At 37.7% G+C, this 20,784-nt stretch carries 22 protein-coding genes and 1 pseudogene; 2 read left to right on the top strand and 21 right to left on the bottom strand.

Going from position 1 to position 20,784, the window contains the following annotated elements; translation table 11 throughout:
- Positions 1-28 precede the first annotated feature (28 nt).
- From ACSU6B_RS06400 to ACSU6B_RS06360, 9 genes and pseudogenes are all read right to left on the bottom strand, one after another.
- Positions 29-463 (bottom strand): hypothetical protein, encoded by a 435-nt coding sequence (locus ACSU6B_RS06400; RefSeq protein WP_410883700.1) that lies wholly within the window; start codon positions 461-463, stop codon positions 29-31.
- A gap of 489 nt (positions 464-952) precedes the next feature.
- Complete coding sequence (locus ACSU6B_RS06395) at positions 953-2,173, bottom strand: glycosyl hydrolase family 18 protein (RefSeq protein ID WP_410883698.1); 1,221 nt, start codon at positions 2,171-2,173, stop codon at positions 953-955.
- An 87-nt stretch (positions 2,174-2,260) separates the two neighbouring features.
- A pseudogene (locus ACSU6B_RS06390) lies at positions 2,261-2,401 on the bottom strand (ATP-binding protein); the annotation flags it as partial.
- Between the two features lie 114 nt (positions 2,402-2,515).
- On the bottom strand, positions 2,516-2,698 hold the full coding sequence (locus ACSU6B_RS06385; RefSeq protein ID WP_410883696.1) for a hypothetical protein: 183 nt from the start codon (positions 2,696-2,698) through the stop codon (positions 2,516-2,518).
- A gap of 194 nt (positions 2,699-2,892) precedes the next feature.
- On the bottom strand, positions 2,893-3,066 hold the full coding sequence (sda, locus tag ACSU6B_RS06380) for a sporulation histidine kinase inhibitor Sda (RefSeq protein ID WP_410883694.1): 174 nt from the start codon (positions 3,064-3,066) through the stop codon (positions 2,893-2,895).
- Positions 3,067-3,274: 208 nt separating this feature from the next.
- Positions 3,275-3,904 (bottom strand): hypothetical protein, encoded by a 630-nt coding sequence (locus ACSU6B_RS06375; RefSeq protein ID WP_410883692.1) that lies wholly within the window; start codon positions 3,902-3,904, stop codon positions 3,275-3,277.
- A gap of 16 nt (positions 3,905-3,920) precedes the next feature.
- Complete coding sequence (locus tag ACSU6B_RS06370) at positions 3,921-4,325, bottom strand: helix-turn-helix transcriptional regulator (protein WP_410883690.1); 405 nt, start codon at positions 4,323-4,325, stop codon at positions 3,921-3,923.
- A 559-nt stretch (positions 4,326-4,884) separates the two neighbouring features.
- A complete protein-coding gene (gene thrC / locus ACSU6B_RS06365; protein WP_410883688.1) occupies positions 4,885-6,288 on the bottom strand; it encodes a threonine synthase in 1,404 nt (467 codons plus the stop codon).
- 249 nt (positions 6,289-6,537) lie between these two features.
- The gene (locus ACSU6B_RS06360) at positions 6,538-6,825 is read right to left on the bottom strand and encodes a putative quinol monooxygenase (protein WP_215003434.1); all 288 of its coding nucleotides are present in this window, start codon (positions 6,823-6,825) and stop codon (positions 6,538-6,540) included.
- 295 nt (positions 6,826-7,120) lie between these two features.
- On the opposite strand from ACSU6B_RS06360, the gene ACSU6B_RS06355 reads away from it, so the two are divergent.
- Positions 7,121-8,227, top strand: coding sequence for a GntR family transcriptional regulator (locus tag ACSU6B_RS06355; RefSeq protein WP_410883685.1), 1,107 nt, complete (start codon positions 7,121-7,123; stop codon positions 8,225-8,227).
- 190 nt (positions 8,228-8,417) lie between these two features.
- Here the strand turns inward: ACSU6B_RS06355 and ftsZ are convergent, their stop codons facing one another.
- The 4 genes from ftsZ to ACSU6B_RS06335 all read right to left on the bottom strand — a co-directional run bounded on the left by ftsZ (position 8,418) and on the right by ACSU6B_RS06335 (position 11,990).
- Complete coding sequence (ftsZ, locus tag ACSU6B_RS06350) at positions 8,418-9,569, bottom strand: cell division protein FtsZ (protein ID WP_410883683.1); 1,152 nt, start codon at positions 9,567-9,569, stop codon at positions 8,418-8,420.
- A 217-nt stretch (positions 9,570-9,786) separates the two neighbouring features.
- Positions 9,787-10,758: an IS200/IS605 family accessory protein TnpB-related protein gene (locus tag ACSU6B_RS06345; RefSeq protein ID WP_410883681.1), complete on the bottom strand. Its 972-nt coding sequence runs from the start codon at positions 10,756-10,758 to the stop codon at positions 9,787-9,789.
- Positions 10,736-11,368: a hypothetical protein gene (locus tag ACSU6B_RS06340; RefSeq protein WP_410883679.1), complete on the bottom strand. Its 633-nt coding sequence runs from the start codon at positions 11,366-11,368 to the stop codon at positions 10,736-10,738. Before ACSU6B_RS06340 ends, ACSU6B_RS06345 begins: the two co-directional genes overlap by 23 nt.
- Positions 11,369-11,819: 451 nt before the next feature.
- Positions 11,820-11,990: a hypothetical protein gene (locus ACSU6B_RS06335; RefSeq protein WP_168243092.1), complete on the bottom strand. Its 171-nt coding sequence runs from the start codon at positions 11,988-11,990 to the stop codon at positions 11,820-11,822.
- A gap of 494 nt (positions 11,991-12,484) precedes the next feature.
- Here ACSU6B_RS06335 and ACSU6B_RS06330 point away from each other — a divergent pair, with 494 nt between their 5' ends.
- Positions 12,485-13,183, top strand: coding sequence for a hypothetical protein (locus tag ACSU6B_RS06330; RefSeq protein ID WP_410883677.1), 699 nt, complete (start codon positions 12,485-12,487; stop codon positions 13,181-13,183).
- 193 nt (positions 13,184-13,376) lie between these two features.
- Here ACSU6B_RS06330 and ACSU6B_RS06325 read toward each other — a convergent pair whose 3' ends face one another.
- The 8 genes from ACSU6B_RS06325 to accC all read right to left on the bottom strand — a co-directional run bounded on the left by ACSU6B_RS06325 (position 13,377) and on the right by accC (position 20,597).
- The gene (locus tag ACSU6B_RS06325) at positions 13,377-14,003 is read right to left on the bottom strand and encodes a DNA-3-methyladenine glycosylase (RefSeq protein ID WP_308162553.1); all 627 of its coding nucleotides are present in this window, start codon (positions 14,001-14,003) and stop codon (positions 13,377-13,379) included.
- A gap of 242 nt (positions 14,004-14,245) precedes the next feature.
- Positions 14,246-14,896: a CoA transferase subunit B gene (locus tag ACSU6B_RS06320; RefSeq protein ID WP_410883675.1), complete on the bottom strand. Its 651-nt coding sequence runs from the start codon at positions 14,894-14,896 to the stop codon at positions 14,246-14,248.
- A gap of 29 nt (positions 14,897-14,925) precedes the next feature.
- Positions 14,926-15,627 carry a CoA transferase subunit A gene (locus tag ACSU6B_RS06315; protein WP_410883673.1) on the bottom strand — a complete coding sequence of 234 codons (702 nt, stop codon included), beginning with the start codon at positions 15,625-15,627 and terminating at the stop codon, positions 14,926-14,928.
- A gap of 56 nt (positions 15,628-15,683) precedes the next feature.
- A complete protein-coding gene (locus ACSU6B_RS06310; protein WP_410883671.1) occupies positions 15,684-17,228 on the bottom strand; it encodes an acyl-CoA carboxylase subunit beta in 1,545 nt (514 codons plus the stop codon).
- A 28-nt stretch (positions 17,229-17,256) separates the two neighbouring features.
- Entirely contained in the window at positions 17,257-18,039 is a 783-nt protein-coding gene (locus tag ACSU6B_RS06305) for an enoyl-CoA hydratase (RefSeq protein ID WP_410883669.1), read from the bottom strand.
- A 13-nt stretch (positions 18,040-18,052) separates the two neighbouring features.
- Positions 18,053-18,979: a hydroxymethylglutaryl-CoA lyase gene (locus ACSU6B_RS06300; protein WP_410883667.1), complete on the bottom strand. Its 927-nt coding sequence runs from the start codon at positions 18,977-18,979 to the stop codon at positions 18,053-18,055.
- A gap of 32 nt (positions 18,980-19,011) precedes the next feature.
- A complete protein-coding gene (locus tag ACSU6B_RS06295) occupies positions 19,012-19,224 on the bottom strand; it encodes an acetyl-CoA carboxylase biotin carboxyl carrier protein subunit (RefSeq protein ID WP_088086689.1) in 213 nt (70 codons plus the stop codon).
- An 11-nt stretch (positions 19,225-19,235) separates the two neighbouring features.
- A complete protein-coding gene (accC, locus tag ACSU6B_RS06290) occupies positions 19,236-20,597 on the bottom strand; it encodes an acetyl-CoA carboxylase biotin carboxylase subunit (RefSeq protein WP_410883665.1) in 1,362 nt (453 codons plus the stop codon).
- Between the last annotated feature and the right edge of the window lie 187 nt (positions 20,598-20,784).

Genomic DNA, 20,784 nt, shown 5'->3' with positions numbered 1-20,784 from the left:
TACAAAACCCCATAAGTAAAAATGATGATTACATATTGGTTAATTGGCCCTTTATTAAAGTTTTATCTAATTCACGTACTTTATCATATGACAGTAACAGTTGTTCCGGTACCAATGTTCTCCCGTATTCCCAAGCATTCGTTTCAATTTCAGATTTAAGCTTCTCTATTTCTTCATCTTCACCATACATTAGAATCCTAAGATCATGTTTGTTTTTTTTAAAATCCAAGTAATACCCAATCACATGATAAAGAATAATTCTAACAAAGTTTTCATCTATCTCTTTAATTCTAATTTTGTTGATATAACCGTTAACTTGTAGATAATTAAATTTTATAGTATTTGTCGATACGTTATAACTCATAGGTACAGTGAGATTATTGTTAATTTCATAGTCAATATTTAAATGATGCTTATCTAATGTATCTTTTATGATCTTTTCAATGTTCCTTATATAAAGCATTTTACTATAACTCCCTTTTAAGAACTTACTTCATCCAGTGGTATCATTATTTCCTTTTACATCCTACCTTTATATGGATAAATAGTATTCATAAGTACATTAATATGCTGTAATTATATCTTTATAGTATCCCGATTACGAAAAAACTTCTAAAGCCATATTTACCATTTCTTTTTACCTCAGCTACAATTCTAATAGTAATATAGGACCTTAGTTAAAATAATTTTAATATCAAGGATTTTCAACTTGTCTGTTGATTTGCGCTCCAGGCGCGTGCGGTTCGCAAGCGTGCCGGGGGGCCTCCTGGTCGCTTCGCTTCTGCGGGGTCTCCCCTGCCCCGTTTGGTATTCGTTCAGAAAGACAATTAGAAAGAGAAATTAAAATGAACATTGCCGAGAAAATGAACTTTTCTCGGCAATCTGAGCAGATTCATTGGATCTGCTTTTTTATATGTCTTACTTTCTGTAGGGAAAATTCATTCATAGATCATCATTTTTTAACTTTTAGTGTCTCGGGTATGGCCTTCCAGTACATAGGGTCTTCTAAGCCGAGTCGCCAAATCCCGATTCCTTGTAAGTTATATTTTTCCACAAGGTTTAGTTTAGACCGCAGACTGTCACTATTCTCAAACCAAGCCTCGTGGATATGGTTTTTTTCATCTACATAATTGTAATGAGGTGTTTGCGTACGAGGGTCCCACAAAATTTCAGCTTTATATTTTGTTTTATGCTCCATTAACACTGCATAGGAGCTATATAAAGCTTTATTTGCTGTTTTGTCCCAGTCCCATCCATAACCAGCGATACCGAGTAAAATTTTTAATTTTGGTACTCCTTTTTTCAAAGCATAACGAATCGTTGCTTCTGTCCAATCGACCGACGCCGTTGACCCGGGTGTTGTGTTTGCGTTGTGTTCATCGTAGGTCATAATCATTAACCGATCTGCAAATAGACCAAGTTTTGCGTAATCAAACCACGGTGACCAGGGATTAGCACGCGAATCACCTGTGTTTGCCGGGACGGAAACCGTCACTACTTTTCCATCACGATGCAGTGTATCAGACAATTTTTTAATCATTAGGCTAAAAGAATCTCGGTCTGTCAAATACAAATTTTCCATGTCTATATTAATACCGTCATAACTGAACTGATTTATTTCATTTCGTAAATTTTGTATGAAAACACTCCGGCTTTTATCGTTATCGAGTACATTACTCGCTACTTGCTTACCCTTCTCTGTGGTTTCATAAAAGAGGTTGTGAACAACTAGATATACCTTCACCTGTTTTTCATGAGCGCTTAGAATAACCTTTTTCTTATGAGCAGCTGTAACGGAGTCTATCAGACTGCCTGGACGTTTATCATCAAGCTTGTACCAAAAGGGTGCAATGATGCTTATATGGTTGAATTGCGAGTTAAATGTAGGTTGAGAACCTGGAAAACTGCCTTCCTGTTCTGTGTAAAAGCCTAAAACTTCACGAGGAATTTTATTAATATTATGTACCGGAATTCTCAGGTCGTCCGTTTCTGAATAACCTGGATGAAAATCCTGCATTTTATCTGGCGATTGCTTTTCGATACTGTAAGTATTTTCTCGAACACTATTTAGACTACCATTTTTTCTTTGTGAATAACTGCAGGATGACATCATTAGTAAAAAGACCATGCCTAAAGAAATTATGGTGAAGTACTGATATAAGTTCCGCGACACTTATTACACCTCCTCCTCTAATGTGTTTATTTCTTAAGTTGATGAAAAAAGTTATAATTTATTCACGGCAAATTTCAGGATTTATAACTAAACCGCTAACGGTAACCTAATCTCAATCAACGTACCTTCATTCACTTTACTTTGGTAGCTAATTCTGCCATGATGCTGCTTAATAATTTTATGACAGATCATTAGTCCAAGACCGGTTCCCTTTTCCTTTAGGGTGTACTACGGAAACCGAAATCCTAGATAACGAAAAATACCCATCCAAGTTTAAATGGATAGGGCTGTTATAACCTAATATTGCTTCATTTCAATTGTAAGGTTAATAGTCTCGCTTGCTCAATTTCTATTCTTGATTTGGCCATCTGGCATCTTTTGTTTTGATTCTATAACATGAACAAGTTCTTCTATAATATCGTTTAAACTCATCTTGCTTGTATCTTTTCTTAAAATGATAGAAGTTTTGTATAGTAAAGTTTTTTCTTGTTCACTCATAAATATAGTTTTTTCTTGTTCATTCATATAACTTCCTCCTTTTAATAGAATGCTGAATTTTAATTCTAAACGGCAAAACCCAACTTATTCTTGGAAGATCCTTAATAAAGAATAAATAAATTTATCTGAAAGTCTAAAGATTCTTCTTAGGGTGCAAGTAATCTATGATTAATAAACATTACTCATATCTACGAAAAAAAATATTTTACTATATTCAAATTCTAATCTGATTTAATATAATGATTTAAAATTTTTCTATAATCATTTATATCTGATTCATTAATAAATCGTGTGTTTAACTCATTAGCCAATAGCAGAATAAAGTCTTTACAAAGATTTAACTTACTAGCAGAATTAAATGCTTCTAGCAATTGTTCAGTGCTAAGGTTATGCATACTTATCTCACTCCACTTTACTCAAATACCTTCTTTCAAGTAAGAATATGAAGAGGGAATACTCCGTTATAAAATGTCATCAGCAATCAAGAAATAAAAAAAGCAGCGTGCCGTGAAGGTAAAGCTGCTTTTTTTTTGCAATATGGGATATTTATTAACAAAGAAGTGCTCATCCGATTAAGAATGTGTTTTCCTTTAGATATGTACATTATTTACTTGAAGCAACAAGTACACGCACGCTATCTTCTAATTGATGGGCAATATTTTGATGAGTTTTTCTAGCTTGTTTTAAATAATTGTCTGTAACAGCTTCCCAAGCATTCAGTGCTTCATTTGTATATTCAATGAATGCCTCGCTATTTTGTTCAAAAAGCTTCTCAGTTCTTTCAAATAAATCAAAGGCTGAGTTAATTGGAGTTAAATAAAGCTCCTCTAATTTACTAGCTGCTTCACTTACATGACTTGTTAAAGATTCAGTCACTTCATGAGTAGATTCATTTGTTTTAAAAATGTTGTTTTGGAATAGCCCTTTACGCAAATCGCCATTTAATTTTGTTGCTTGCTCAAAAAGACCCTTTAATGTTTTGAGGTATACTCCATTGAACTTTGTTGTTTCTTTTATAGCCTCTAAATAAAGGTCTTGGCGTTGTTCTCTATAATCTCTTGTACGAGATACGGCACCTTCAAATTGATCCCAAAATGTTTCAATAAATGAATCCGTAACATAGCTTGGTTCATTTTGCTCCTCTACTATTGGAATCTCAACTTTCGGAACCTCCACTTTTTTAACTTCCTTTTTTAGGACTTCTTCTTTTTGATGAATCATCTTTTGGACCATCTTCGTTCCTCCTCATTTACTTTGTAAATTTCTCTATTTTATCCTCCCTATGAAACGGAGGTATGTAGAGCTCAAGAAAACTAGAATACATTTTAAAAAATTGATCGAGCATAGATTGGAATATCTCGAGTTGTCTAGCATGACTCTTTAAGTACGCTTTACCAACATCAGTTATTGAATAACATCTTTTGGCAGGACCGCTTCCATTTGTATGCCACTCAGATTGCACAAGATTGTCATTCTCTAGTTGTCTCAATAAACGATATAAATTTCCTTGGTCAAGCGTGTGAAAACCGAAAGCTTGAAGCTTTTGATTTAGTTCATAGCCATGATGTGACATCCTACTAAGAAGCAATAATATAAATGGAAGGATAAAGTTCTTAGATGGAGTAACATTATTTTTATTTTTAGAGTTTGTCATGACTACACCTCAACAAAATTACTATATATGTATTTTACACATATAGATCACATTTCGTCAATTGCATATAAACAATAAAATGAATAAAATTTAATTATGGATCTATTTTTTGACTATTAGGGGTGTTAAAGGTACTTTTCTACAGTAAAATCAATATCGCGATTAGCTCTTTTTTAATGAATGCTAACGCCCGTCATATAAAAATGGTGGCCTGGAATTATTTCCAACGCCACCATTCTCTTATTGACAATATTTTTACTTAAAGACCGTCAAATAACTTAATTAGTTTGCTTATGAGTCACCCTTATGGCATATTACTACCAGCTTTTAAAGCTCGTATAACCATCATTCACATTGATGATTTGACCTGGCGGGACTGAGTGGGAATCGAACCCACCAGACCTGGCACGCAGGTCTCAGGCAGTTTTGAAGACTGTGGAGGACACCAGTACCCTATTCAGCCGATTAAAAATCCCTTTTCATTATCATTCTTCATCTTTGTGGACTATTAATGTAAACTATAGTTCTTGAATCTATACCATGAACCTAATTTTAATATTTACTTAGCAGAAAAACTAAAAAGCTTTTCTAATTTACGTACAATTTCATCTTTATCCGCGTCAACAACTTCTAGATGCTGTGGTTTATTAAACAATTGACTTATTTGTTCAGGGAATGTCTGCTTAATATCACAACGTTCGATGGATTCATTAAATTTTGCTGGGTGAGCAGTTGCAAGTGTGACACAAACCTCACTAGGTTTATTACAACTTTCGTATGCAGCGACCCCACAAGCGGTGTGTGGATCTAATAAATAACTAGTTTCAGCATGGTACTTCGTAATTGTTTGTAAGCATTCTTCCCCTTCAACTCCATGTGCTGCAAAATCCTCTTTTACCTGGCGGAGCTGCTCCTCGTTCACGACAATTTTTCCTTCTGACTTGAATTTCTCCATTAAGGTAGACACTTCGTCTGGATTTTCTCCAAGCAGGTAGTACAAATAACGCTCAAAATTGCTTGCTACCTGGATATCCATAGAAGGGCTATAGGTGCTCCTGAATTCACCAGGCTTGTACACTCCATCAGAGATAAAATCCTCTAAAATATTATTCTCGTTGGTCGCAACGATTAGTTTACCAATCGGTAGACCCATTTTCTTTGCAAGATAACCAGCAAAAATATCTCCAAAATTTCCAGTCGGCACACTGAAGTTAACACTCTCTGAACCTGTCTCTTTTGTTACTTGGAAATACGCATAGAAATAATAAACTGTTTGCGCCATTATACGAACAAAGTTAATGGAATTGATCGCACGCATATGGTATTTGTTTTTAAAATCCACATCTGCAAACAATTCCTTGATGATTCTTTGACCATCATCAAACGTCCCTTTGATGGCTAAATTCAAAACACTTTTGTCATCAACAGTTGTCATTTGTAATTCTTGTACCTTACTTACTTTCCCATGTGGGTGCAAAATGCAAATGCGAATGCCTTCTTTTCCTCTGACACCCTCAATCGCTGATGCACCCGTATCCCCAGAAGTAGCGCCGAGAATATGAATTGATTCACCTGTTTTCTTTGATACATAGGAATATAAATTCCCTAAGAATTGCAGAGCAATATCTTTAAAAGCAAAGGTCGGACCATGGAACAGTTCTAGCACATACATGTTTTCTTTCAGCTTTTGAACAGGTGTTACTTCTGGGTGGCGAAAGGTTGCATAGCTTTTCTCGATTAAAGCCTTTAGCTCATTGTCTGGAATTTCACCATCAACATAATAGGAAAAGATTTCGTATGCTAGTTCCTGATAAGTTAACTGGGACATTGCTTCTAACTTATCTGCAGGAATTTGTGGGATTTTCTCAGGGACTAATAGTCCCCCATCATTAGCTAATCCCATTAAGACTGTATCAATAAAACCAATTTTATTTACATTTCCGCGTGTACTAACAAAGTTCATAGCATCCTCCAAGATTATATTAAAAGTTTTTACTATCCGATAAAATTTGCTAACTAGGGTTTCCTATATTATTTTCGTGAAGCTATAATATATAAAATTCATTTTAATACATAATTTAGCGAATAGTCTATAAATTGTCGTTATAGAAAGCATATTTTTTCACATTTATTCTAAATCAGGCACCATCCTCATGGGAGGAAGGTGCCTGGGACAAGAAGAATATGTAAGTACTTTCCTTTCCATCGGGGGTTATTTTACTTCTCTATAAAGGTTGATTTCTGTACTTTCTCGAAGTTTTCTAAGCTCTGGAACAATTTTCATAACATGTTCACTTTTATTATGTTGATTTAAAGCCTCTTCATCCATCCATTCTTCGAGCATAGTAAGGATGGTCGGATCATTGATATCTTGATGAAGTGTGTAAGTTATACAGCCTTTTTCTTTTCTGGTTTCTGACACAACTTCTCTTGCTAATAGAAAATATTCTTCTACCTTTACACCTGGTTTTAGTTTTGCTTTACATACAACTTTAATCATTTTATTAACTCCTTTTCTTTTTTATTATTGCCTTATTACGGAACATAGCTCGACTTTATTATAACATGATATTCGTTATAGCTTTACACTGTGCAATCTGAGGATACCTATTCAAAAGCTTGATATATACAAATTCCAAAAGCATCACAAATAATAGATCAGTCGCGACTTGTACGTAAATGCTAGTAAATATCTCATGGTCAATCTCTTGTTTTTTTGTTAATATTATTTTATTAAACATGTTGTACGCATAAGTAAATAAACTTGCTTCCAAGTTGAAAGTGGTGTAATCCAATTGGCTCAACAAACTAAATATAATATGGTAAAGGAAAAGATAACAGAATGGATAACTAGCGGTCAGGTAAAACCTGGGGATAAGATTTATTCTGAAAATGAACTTGTCAAAATGTTTGGTGTAAGCAGACATACGATTCGTCAAGCTATCGGGGATTTGGTTCATGAGGGATGGCTATACAGAGAACAAGGTGCTGGAACCTTTTGTTCCAATAAGTTGGGGAATGAAAAGCCTCAAATCCAGCATCAATCGAGTTATGGAAAAAATATCGGAGTTATAACCACCTACATTTCTGACTATATTTTCCCTTCCATTATCAAAGGAATTGAATCATATTTAACAGCTGAGGGATATTCTTTAACCTTTGCATGTACGGACAATGATGTTGAAAAAGAAAAACAATGTTTACAAACGATGTTAAGCAGGAACATTGACGGTCTTATTGTTGAGCCTACTAAAAGCAGCAATTACAATCCTAACATTCATTACTATCTGGAATTAGAACAGAACCATATCCCATACTTAATGATTAACCAATTCTATCCCCAGCTTATGCCTCCTCATATCATTGTGAATGATGAACACGGCGGTTTCGAGGCTACTGAACATTTAATTAAATTAGGACATGAAAAGATAGTTGGACTTTTTAAAACGGATGACCTCCAAGGGGTAAATCGTATGCAGGGCTTTATCCGTGCTTTCAGAGAGCATGGCATTACATTTTTCCCGGAGATGGTGATTACCTTTACCACCGAAGAAAAAGATAGCAGATTATTAGAACGATTAGAAAAATTTTTCAATGCAGATTCAATCCCTTCAGCAATTGTTTGTTACAATGACCAACTGGCCTTACAAATATTAAATATGTTAAGAGAACGTGGATTAAGTATTCCTGAGGATGTTTCGATTGTTGGCTACGATGACTCCTTTTTAGCAGAGGCATCAGATGTAAAACTAACATCAGTAACCCATCCAAAAATGCAAATGGGGATTGATGCTGCAAAATGGATTGTTGCTGCTGTCGAAAAGAAGGATAACATTCCTCCATCCATCGTATACGAGCCTGAACTTGTGATTAGAAGTTCAACCACTACATTGAAAAAATAACAAGTGTAGAAATTATTTTAAAGTTAACACGAAGACGCTTTCGTAATGTATTTTCCAACACATTATGAAAGCGTCCTTTATTTAGTTTAAAGAGATATATTAATTCCAGAGCCTTCATGAGGACATGTTCTATTAGATTCTACAAGTTTTGTCCGCATGAACCGTACCTATGAAAATGCAGATGTTAAATTTATAAAAATCGTTTTTTTCGATTGCGCAAGAACGCTGGAATATTCAGAGATTCTTCTGACTGTTCTGAGTGTCTTTCATAATCTTGAACTGGTTCGCCTCGGTTTATTGGTTCACGCTGTGTACGTTTTTCCCTTTGATACGGATTAGACATTTCTTCAATTGATGGCTGGGAAAGCGGTTGTGCTAATATCTCCTCTTGCTCAGTGAATCCAGTGGCAATAACAGTTACGATAATTTCTTCATCTAAGTTTTCGTTAATGACCGAACCAAAAATCATATTTAATTCCTCATGAGAAGCAGAAGCAACTATATCGGCTGCCTCCTGTACTTCAAAAAGACTTAAATTATTTCCACCAGTTATGTTCATGATTACACCATGAGCTCCATTGATAGAAGTTTCAAGTAAGGGACTATTTAAGGCTTTCTGCGCAGCCTCAACTGCACGATCTTTACCTTTAGCAATACCAATTCCCATTAAGGCAGTTCCCTTATGGGACATGACCGTTTTCACGTCAGCAAAATCAAGATTGATTAACCCTGGCACAGCAATTAAATCGGAAATCCCTTGAACACCCTGGCGTAGTACATTATCCGCTTCACGAAAAGCTTCAATCATGGGTGTTTTTTTATCTACAATCTCTAATAAGCGATCGTTGGGAATAATAATTAAGGTGTCTACTGCTTCCCTCATTTCGTTAATTCCAGTTTCTGCGTTAGTTGCACGCTTGCGGCCTTCAAATTTAAACGGACGTGTGACAACTCCAATTGTCAGGGCACCAAGATTGCGGGCAATTTCAGCAATGGCAGGCGCTGCACCTGTGCCGGTACCACCTCCCATACCGGCTGTAACGAAAACCATGTCTGCACCTGCTAACACTTCTTTTATTTGCTGTTTGCTCTCTTCCACAGCTCTTTTACCTACTTCTGGATTAGCCCCTGCTCCCAAACCTCTTGTCAATGCTGTACCAATTTGCATCGTGACCGCTGCTTTTGATTGATTAAGAGCTTGTGCATCTGTATTAACGGCAATAAATTCTACACCTTCAACTCCTTCGTCAATCATTCGATTCACGGCGTTGTTTCCCCCGCCGCCAACACCGATGACTTTTATCTTGGCGAGTTGGTCCATATTTGTATCAAATTCTAACATGTTCATTCCTGGTTACTAAAATCTATAGAAATCTACCATTCGCCTCCGAACCAAGAAAAGAGACATACCGTGACGATTCTCACGTCATTCCATCAGGAAGGGAATTGAACCCTTGTCATGAACCTGCTGTTCAAGACACCCCGCGGTGCTCTGTTAGAGCCGGCGATTTGCAACAGACCATTCCTTCCATTGGTTAGCCTGCCGCAAAGATTGGATTTTAGTACCAGGACTCCACCTCCTTGAATTGTAATTCCTGGTTCTTTATCATTAATGTTTTATGAATCACGTTCCATAGCTTCCAGCAATGGTTTTCTTTGAATGTTTCTATAATTCTTAACAACATCCCCATATACTTCCGCCTTTGCTTGCCGTTTTTTGACTTTTTCTCGGATTCTTCCATTGACCCAAGAATGGAAATCAGTTTTGGCTTTACTAGCGAACGTACCTGGTTTAGGATTTCTTGCGGTATTTTTTCATCAAATCCAAGACCTCTTCTCCCAATAACAAAAGCAGCCGCTTCATGAATGGATAAGCCATATTTTTTACTATATTTAAACCGTCCAATGACCGATGTGTAAGCCGGGTTAACTTTTTTTATTTTAAACCCGAATTTAATTCCTCTTGAGATGATGGATTTTTGTATCTTTGTTTTTGCAAACGAATTTACAAGGCGATTGAATCGTTTATTCGTGTCATGATCTTGTTTTAATGTGATATCTTCTATGACCATAGCTCCCACGTTCCAAGTCAAAAGATACTGAATGATGTCTTTTGCGATTTCTCCTGAAATATTGGATCGGCGATTGTTTTTTACATATTTCATTTCATGACAATAAAAGGTTTTGGATTCTAATAAATTTCCCTGTTTCGTTAAAATAGACACCGCTACTTGATCAATGTTCACATCAATCCCCGCCACTAGATCAGACAGAATCATTTCATTCCAATTCCCTATTGAACCATGGACAACCTCATCGTAAGTGATATGGACATAGACCTTATTATTTTTCCGTTTCAACTCAATGGAATAGGGGCTATATTCCTCGAGAGGTTTTTTCTTTGGGGTAACACCAACTTCATTGGGGAACACAATCCCAACTATTTCATTAAAAAATTTATCCGGAACTAGAAGTTTGAACCGTAATCTTGGACTTATTTTTCTACCCTCAACTAACAGTGGATTTGCCACATCTTAGGTAAAAATGCTGCTCCTTATCATCGAATACGATTCGGGTATTCAAATTCCCCTTTTTAGACTTGTCACCACGAGAATAAAGAGTATTAGAACGTAAATCCTTCCAGTCATTTCTTGATATTTTCCCTTTTAATCGTTCATAAAAGTTCTTTTTTCCTCCAAAGACGACGGGAGGAATTGTCTGATCATCATGGTGTTTTATTAAAATAGATTCCTTTATTTGAAGCTTTTCTAAACGAGCACTAAACCCTTTTAAACAGATCTCAAGTGGGACTTTTTTCGGTCTTTTCTTACCTGTCTGATAATCTTCTATTTTCTTGCAGGTTTTATTAATTTTCCCTTGTACGCCTTCGATTCTTAAGGGGAGAAGTTCTTTTTGACTTGAGATGATTGCTTGGGCTTGCATCACGGCATCTTCAGCATATCTTTTGTTCAAATGAAAGAGGGCACTTACCGATTTAATTAATCTACCTGACTGTTCACCCTCTACTAGGCGATTAAAGGAATACCGCCATGCAGCACAAAAAACAGCCATTAATCGATTTAGTTTTTCAAGCTCTACGGCATTCTCATCATCAATAAGGCAAATTTTCGTTACCTTCATTCCTTCCACCCATTTAGAACAAATGTTCTATATTAATTATAGGGTTTTACTGGAAGGAAAGCAAGAAATTAGTCGTCTCATTTTTGGTAGATTTTAATAATATTTTGTAGTTTCTTATAGATAATTTTAAGCAGTTGTAACCTCCTCTTTAGTAGATTAGGTGACAGGAAATTTTACTATTGCTTTCTAATTATTTCAGAGCAAACTTACCCCTCTAATTAAAGTTACTTGTATGACCTCTTATGATAATAAAGGTATTTATTATGAATTAGTTTTTAGTCTACTGGACCTAAATTTTCTTGTCCAGTTAAGATTAACCTATTTATAAGTTTAATAAATGGGAAAAAAACCACCCTTAAATAAGACAAGGATGAGGAATTTTTCTTATTTATTTTTGCTTTTAATCAAAAAAAGGAAACCAGTGTGCATTCACATTGGTTTCCACTTTGATTCATGCCTTTAATCGATTATTAAAATGAACAAGCCGGTCTAAATCTGCAACCATCCTACGACAATTAATATAATCCTTTTTACGGCGTTTTTCGACTCTCATTCTCACTGTATGATGTCTTCTGTAATCTTCATAACCTACACCATGAGCACTATGCATCGCTTTTTCCATTTCGCTCGTATAACTTAATTGTAAATGATTGATAACAAATCATTCCTTTCAGTTTTTTTCCCCTGGGCGAATTGTTCTTTTACGTAGGTTTCATCTTATCATTGAATACAAGGTCACACAAAGTCAAAAAAACAGTGTATTTTGCTGTATACAGGAATGTCATTCAAACTCGAGAATATAGCACTGACATCCTTACTTTTTTAGCCATATCCTTCCATATAGTGCACAACCTAAAAAAAATCCCAAAAAAGGATGAAACAGGATTTATAAAATATACTCAATAATAGGCTGTAAATTGTCGTTTTAGAAAGCAGAATTATATCATTTACATGTTTCGATAGGAGATTTACTCATAATTTAGGAGGATCCATCGCATTTCATAAGAAAGTGACGATGAAAACTCTTTCTAATCATACAGGAATGTGAAGAACGATATTGAATTATACACCTACAAGAAAAATAATCTTGTAACAAATCGGAAAGGTTGTGAGTTTATGAGACTTTCGAATGTGCAGCCTAAGAAAAACTTCAGTTACATCTTCGTTCAATTTCCGGGGATGAAAATGAATGTACCTATGCTTTCTGACGAAGAAGGAACGGTGATGAAAGAAGATGTTGCTTTATGTGTCCAATTAAACGGTAAAGAGAAGGTAAATCAATTATTCTTTGTACGCACCCAGAGTATAAAACCTTTTGATTTTACAGATGAAGGAATTGGTGCAAAAGCATATTATCGAGTCATTAAGCACAAAGAAAACTCTCAAGACTCACACACGAAAGAACCCGAAGAATTCGTCACGTTTATCACAGATGAAGTTAACATTTTACAAAAGAAAACTGAAACCGGATATAACTTCATCTTGGTCGTAAACAAACGTGAAATCGGAATAGTCGCTTCGATTGAAGAAGAAGTTTTCCAAACCGAGAAAGGACTATTAGTACTTAATGAGAAAGTGAAAGAGCGTGTCACTGTTAACAAAGATAGCAAGAAAAATAGGAATGCCTTCGTAAGGAGGAAGAAAAAGAGAATAATCACGGGAGGTAATGTCTTTCAGGATCATGAAGTTCTTGAGCCGATCCGAATTCCTTTGGAGGACGTTAAAAGAAAAGTTAAAGTATTTTCTCCTGCCGAATTAGATTTCATCGGTCCAGGTGATCAGAACCCATCCAATTTAATGTTGAGGAGGTGTTGATTAGGATTGTCCTTTCGGAAAAAACTTCATACTAGTAAAATCGAAACAAAAGGATTAAATGGATAATCCTTTTCGATAAATAAACTTTAGGAAAGGAATGAATTATTGGCTGTAAGCCTAATAATTACTAAGGAAAACTAACGAATCCATTTAATATAGGGACTTAACCAACGAGTTAAGTCCTTTTTACTGTTCAGACAATTACATACTCAGACTTTTGATGCCGTGAAACATATTGATTATTAGTAACCCAAAATCGCCATGGATAATCACGGGCTTCACCAGATTTATCAATTCCTATCCTTTTTCCGACTGATATGCTTTCTGGACAAAAGCCTTTGGCAATAAATAATCGCGGAGGACTGAGGGGACGTCCATAGTCCTCCATGGTAATGCCCAATGATTTTGTTAGTTTGCCAGGGCCATTTGTCAATTTTGAAAGTTCTTCAATGCCCCTCCTTATTTTCATAAGCTCGAGACCATCTCGCGGTTCAAGGGCACGAATCAAAACGGCTTCAGGATTTTCTTCACCGCCGCTAACCACATTGAAGAGGCAGTGCCTATGCATAACATAGGTATAGGCCAGGCCGGACCGTTGGAACATGACCTCGGTTCTTGCCGTCCTTCTATTATTGTAGCTATGTGCAGCCCGGTCACCAGGACCTATGTAAGCCTCTGTTTCTACAATATATCCTGCTGTCATTCCTTCATTCGTTTCTTTTACAAGGAGGCATCCGAGCAATGCCTTTGCCAGGTCAAGCGTGGGCTGAACATAAAATTCCTCGGGTAATGGTACTATTTCTTTTGTAAATTCTCCCACGTTTATTGCCCTCCATAAAAATGATTTACTTAAAAACTATGGACAAAAAAACCAATAATTAAACATTCGTATAAATTTTTAATCTATAACCTAATCCTTTCATCAAAAAAAAGCTGCCTTAAGGACAGCTCTAAAAAATATCTCTTCAACAACTTAATCTTGGTCATCAAGTTCAATAAAATAATAATCCTAACGGTAGGAAACTGCCTCAATTGTTTCTATAAAATTTTGCTCAACCCCTTTTACTTAACTAGTAATTCGACACCAATTTTAAATGAGGCCTCTGTTTTTTCAATAACTTCCTCAACCGATACTCCGTCTTGGGTTTCCACGAGAACCATTCCTTCAGAAGTGAAATCAAATACAGCCAAATCTGTTATTAAACGGTGGACCACTTCTTTTCCAGTAAGCGGAAGTGTACACTCTTTTTTGACCTTTGATTCTCCGTGCTTATTAACATGTTCCATAATAACCACAACACGTTTTGCGCCGTTTACTAAGTCCATGGCTCCGCCCATTCCTTTGACCATCTTCCCTGGAATCATCCAATTAGCCAAATCTCCTGTTTGAGAAACTTCCATTCCCCCTAAGATAGCAAGGTCGATGTGACCACCGCGAATCATTGCAAATGATTCTGCACTGTCGAAATAAGAAGCACCAGGCACAGCAGTTACCGTTTCTTTTCCCGCATTTATTAAATCGGGGTCTTCTGCCCCTTCAACCGGATAAGGTCCAATGCCCAATAAGCCATTTTCTGATTGAAGCAAGACGTTGTATTCGCTTGGAATTTCATTGGCAATAAGGGTAGGGATCCCAATCCCTAAATTTACGTTCATTCCATCCTGAATTTCTTGAACCGCACGTTTTACAATGGTTAATCGCGCATCCTTCAATCCACTCACTCCTTGTCTTTTTTAAACTATTAGGCTTGTACTACTGTACGTCTTTCTATCCGTTTTTCATAGTTTGTTCCGAGCAGCACACGTTGAACGTAGATTCCTGGCGTATGGATTTCTTCTGGATTTAAATCTCCTACCCCAACGATTTCCTCGACTTCTGCAATTGTAATTTTCCCGGCCATTGCAGCCAATGGATTAAAGTTGCGTGATGTTTTTCGGAAAACAAGGTTTCCAAGCGGGTCGGCCTTCCAGGCTTTCACCAGGGCAAAATCACCGACAATTCCCTCTTCTAATAAATAGGTTCTTCCATTAAACTCCTTGTGCTCTTTTCCTTTTGCAATTGGAGTTCCCACCCCAGTAGCCGTATAAAAACCAGGTATTCCGGCGCCGCCGGCACGAATTCGTTCAGCAAGCGTTCCTTGAGGGACTAGTTCGACCTCAAGCTCACCGCTTAAAAACTGCTTTTCAAAAATTTTATTTTCACCGACATACGATGAAACCATTTTCTTAATTTGCTTATTTGCAAGCAGCAGACCAAGCCCCCAATCATCAACGCCACAGTTATTACTAACGATTGTTAAATCCTTCGTTCCTTGATCTCTTAGGGCAAGAATTGCTTTTTCCGGGATTCCGCACAGTCCGAAACCACCAACAATGATGGTATCGCCATCTGAAATATCTTGTATTGCTTCCACAAATGAGTTTACAATTTTTCCATTCTTCACAGGTCAGCCTCCTTATTAAAATATAGTCTCTTACATTTGAAATTAACTGTTATAAATTAGACCGGATATACAGAGTGTTTTCGTTCTGAAAAAATGAGATATTTTGAAGTGTATGCCTCAAAACGATTAACAAGCTCTTTACGCAATGAGTTTGCTGGAATAATACCGTCAATCACCATTTCGGAAGCTAAATGGTAAATATCAATGTCCTCTTTATATTCCTCACGTTTTTGTTCTATGAATGCGGTTCGCTCCTCTTCAGGAAGCTCTGCAATTTTATTAGCATAAACGGCATTAACTGCTGCTTCTGGTCCCATAACCGCAATTTGAGCAGAAGGCAATGCAAGACAAGCATCCGGTTCAAATGCAGGGCCAGCCATTGCATAAAGACCAGCTCCATATGCTTTACGTACAATAACAGAAATTTTTGGAACACTTGCTTCAGCCATTGCTGAAATCATTTTCGCACCATGACGAATGATTCCTGCCCGTTCTACCTTTGTACCTATCATAAATCCAGGCACATCAACTAAAAACAAAAGGGGAATATGGTAGGCATCACAAAGATTAATAAATTTTGCGGCCTTATCTGCTGAATCGTGGAATAATACCCCGCCTTTAACACGCGGCTGATTGGCAATGATTCCGACAGGTTTTCCATCCATGCGGGCAAGTCCTGTAATAAGTTCGCCAGCAAAAAGTTTTTTGATCTCAAAGAAGGAGTCTTCATCAATAATCCCGTTTATTAGATCATGCATATTAAATGGTGCATTCTGATTAGCCGGAATCAGCTCTTCTAATGGTTTTTTCAATGGTTTAGGAGCCACAGACTCACGAACTGGCGGTTTCTCTGAAAAATTAGCAGGGAAATAAGAAAGATAGTTTCTTGCTATTGAAATGGCTTCTTCTTCATTTTTTGCAAGAACATCACCACAGCCTGAAACAGAACAGTGCATGCGAGCGCCGCCCATTTCCTCCAAGGTTACTTTTTCACCAATAACCATTTCGGCCATTCTCGGTGATCCCAGGTACATCGATGCATTTTTATCAACCATAATAACAATGTCACAAAAAGCTGGAATATAGGCTCCACCAGCAGCAGATGGTCCAAACAGAATACAAATCTGAGGAATTTTACCTGAAAGTTTTACTTGATTGTAAAAGATTCTTCCTGCCCCACGACGCCCAGGGAACATTTCCACCTGATCCGTTATCCGCGCTCCAGCAGAATCTACCAGGTATAATAATGGTACCCGAAGTTTTTCTGCTGTTTCTTGGATTCGAATGATTTTCTCAACCGTCCGAGCTCCCCAAGAACCGGCTTTGATCGTTGAATCGTTTGCCATCACACAGACAAGCTGGCCATTAATCTTGCCCATCCCTGTCACAACACCATCTGCAGGAAGATCCCCCGCCATGCAGTTTGCAAATAGCGCATCTTCCAGTTCAAAGCCAGGATCGAATAATAATGATAAACGCTCGCGGACGAACAGTTTTCCCTGCTCTTCGTTTTTTTCGTGATATTTGGGAGCTCCGCCCTTTTTGATTTGTTCGACTCGATCATTCAGTGTTTGTTGTAGAGGTTTCATATCCACTGTCATTATTTTTCCTCCTATTAATCTAGTTTTCTTATTCACCATTGTAGATTGGGGCGCGTTTCTCCTTAAAAGCCAGTAATCCTTCTAAACGATCTTTTGTTGGCATCGTCACTTCATAGGCATTTTGCTCAATGGCCAGACCGGTGTTTATTTCTACATCATAGCCTTTATCGATTGCAAACTTTGCTTGTGCAACGGCAATCGGGCCATTCCGAACAATTTGTCCTGCAATTTCTAACGCTTTATCAATTAAGCTTTCAACAGGGACCGTGTACTCTACTAATCCAATCTCAAGGGCTTCTTTTGCATCAATTCGTCTTGCAGTGAAAATCAGCTCTTTTGCACGTCCCTTTCCTACTAATCTTGGTAAACGCTGTGTTCCTCCTGCACCAGGAATAATTCCCAATGATGTTTCCGTCAGTCCAAGTTTCGCAGTTTCAGAGGCAATACGGATATCACAAGCGAGCGCTAGTTCAGTTCCTCCGCCAAAAGCAACGCCGTTCACTGCCGCTATGACCGGTTGGGGTAAAGATTCTAGAGAGTTGATAGTTTCACGGATCAAAGAAACCGTCTTCCTCACCTGAACCGGATCCATTCCAGCTCGTTCCCTTAAATCAGCTCCCGCACAAAAAGCTTTCTCCCCAGCCCCTGTAATGATGATACAGCGGACTAATCGATCATATTTACTGGTAAGAATGGCGTCCTTGAGCCCCTTTAACATCTGTAAGGATAAAGCATTAGCAGCTTCCGGCCTATTTAAAGTAATCATCACGATTCCGTTTTCCATCTTGTTAACTAATATGGTTTTACTCATGATCTCACCTTTCTCACAAAGCATTTCTAAGCTTTCCACTCAGCATGGAACTCACGGCTTGAAAACTTTTACTTGGTAAAGGTCTGCCAAGTTTCTCCTGAATGAATTGGGATGCAGAAGTGAGCTTTTGTTGATCAGCACCAGTGTGAATTCCCATCCCGTGAAGCATATAGAGTAAATCGTCTGTTGCCACGTTTCCGGATGCTCCAGGTGCATAAGGACAACCACCTAGGCCGCCAAGCGAAGAATCAAAAATGGTAATTCCCATTTCTAACGATACTAAGATGTTGGCCAAAGCCGTTCCACGTGTATCATGAAAATGCATCGCTAATTTATCTGCTGAAAATCTTTTCAATAAAACTTCCAACACATTTTGAACTTGCTTTGGATTTGCCACACCGATTGTGTCCCCGAGAGACAACTCTGCAATACCCATTTCAAATAATGTTTCGGACACTCTTATGACCGCATCGATATCAACATCCCCTTCATAGGGACAGCCAAAAACGGTCGAAACATAACCTCTGCTTAATTTTCCTGCTGAAATGGTTTCTCTGACCAAATCCCGTAACACAGGGAAAGTCTCGTCAATCGTTTTATTGATATTTTTTAGGTTATGTGTTTCGCTTGCTGACATAAACACTGCTACTTCATCAATGTTCGCTTTAAATGCCCGTTCCAAACCTTGAAGGTTAGGAACGAGTGCTGTATAGGTGACACCAGGCACTTTGGTAATGCCAGTAGCAACGGTAACTGCATCTGAAAGTGCAGGAATCCATTTGGGATTAACAAAAGAGGTAATCTCAAGATGTTTTAGTCCACTATCTGACAATTGATTAATCCAAGCAATTTTATCTTCTGTTGATATAAATGCCTTTTCGTTTTGCAATCCATCACGAGGACCAACCTCTTTAATCGTTACACCTTTCGGCCACTTCATTGTTTCATCTCCTTTCCACCTTTATCCAGGCTTTATTCAACTACTACAATGACGTCGCCTTCATTAACAAAGTCGCCTTCGTTCACTTTCACTTCTTTCACCGTTCCATCGAATTCAGCTGCAATTGGAATTTCCATTTTCATCGATTCTAAAATCACTACATCTTGGCCCTCTTCTACCTGATCTCCAGCTTTAACTAATACCTTCCATACATTTCCTGCCATGACTGCAATTACTTCACTCATGATAATTCCTCCTATTTTACGTTATTTTCTTTTTTAGTTTTTAAATACTTGTTAACAAAGTCTGTTGTCGTATCACCTGAATGGAATGCCGAGTGGGCAATAACCTCTTGCAGCATTGGGATATTTGTTTTAATACCTTCAATATGATAATCAGCTAATGCAGCTTGCAGACGATTTATTGCCTCTTCACGATTGCTGCCTTTGACGACAAGCTTAGCAATCATTGGATCATAAAAAGGGGTGACTGCGGATTGACCGTGAATGGCTAATTCATGTCGAACTCCAGGACCGTTCGGCAACTCTAATTTTGTTATTTTTCCAGGTGAAGGGAAAAATGTTTTGGGATCTTCCGCATAGATTCTAACCTCAATGGCATGACCCTCACGTTTTACGTCTTCTTGAGAAAATTTCAGAGCTTCACCTGCAGCAATTTGTAATTGTTTTTCAACTAAATCCAAACCTGTAATTTCTTCCGTAACCGGATGCTCTACTTGTAAGCGAGTATTCATTTCAAGAAAGTAGAAGTTTTGCTCTTCATCAACTAAGAACTCGATTGTTCCTGCATTTTTATACCCAATTGATTGGGCAGCTTTTACTGCAGCCTCCCCCATCTTGGTACGAGTTTTTTCAGTAATAAACGATGATGGGGCTTCCTCTACGACTTTTTGATGACGGCGTTGGATCGAACATTCACGTTCCCAAAGGTAAACGGTATTTCCAAAACTGTCTGCCAAGATTTGAATCTCAATATGTCTTGGATTTTCAACAAATTTTTCAATATACATTGCTCCATCGCCAAAGAAATCAGTAGCCCGCTTTTGGTTCCCCGCAAATGCTTTTCGGATTTCATCCCCGTTATGGACCACCTGCATTCCAATTCCGCCACCCCCTGCGGAGGCTTTTAGCATAACGGGATAACCGATGCGGCCCGCCGCTTCTACCGCTTCCTCTTCATCTGCCAGTGGGTAGGTAATCCCTGGAACGACAGGAACACCTGCTCCCTCCATTGCTTTGCGTGATTCAATCTTACTTCCCATTTTAGAAATAACCTCTGGAGAAGGCCCGATGAATACAAGTCCTGCTTCCTCACAGCGGCGGGCAAAGTCCGTATTTTCAGACAGCAAGCCATATCCCGGGTGAATAGCCTCCGCTCCTGAAACCTGAGCGACCTCTAGAATTTTATTGATATTTAAATAGCTTTCTGCGACACGGGAACCTCCGATTAAATAGGCCTCATCTGCCATTTTTACATGGGGAGCATCCGTATCAGCCTCTGAGTAAACTCCAATTGTCGTAATCCCTAAGGCTTTGCATGTACGGATTACACGGACAGCAATTTCGCCACGATTAGCAATTAAAACTTTTTTGAACATGCCTTTCCACCCTTTCTATCTTCTATTTAAGAAGGTTCAAAACTCGTCAGCATTACAAATGCCTAAACTTTGATGATTAAGGAGATATGTAAAAATCTAATTATTTATTTTGCAACATTCTTTACGTTTATCTTTAACTCTTAATCTAGTAATATGGAACCAGTCATTTGCCGGTGATTTTCCTGAC

Origin of the sequence: Neobacillus sp. C211 (assembly GCF_051842875.1) — a bacterium.
In the GTDB taxonomy this organism is placed as follows: domain Bacteria; phylum Bacillota; class Bacilli; order Bacillales; family Cytobacillaceae; genus Neobacillus.
The sequence above is the reverse complement of the archived record's forward strand: the minus strand, read 5'-3'. Positions and strand labels throughout refer to the sequence as shown.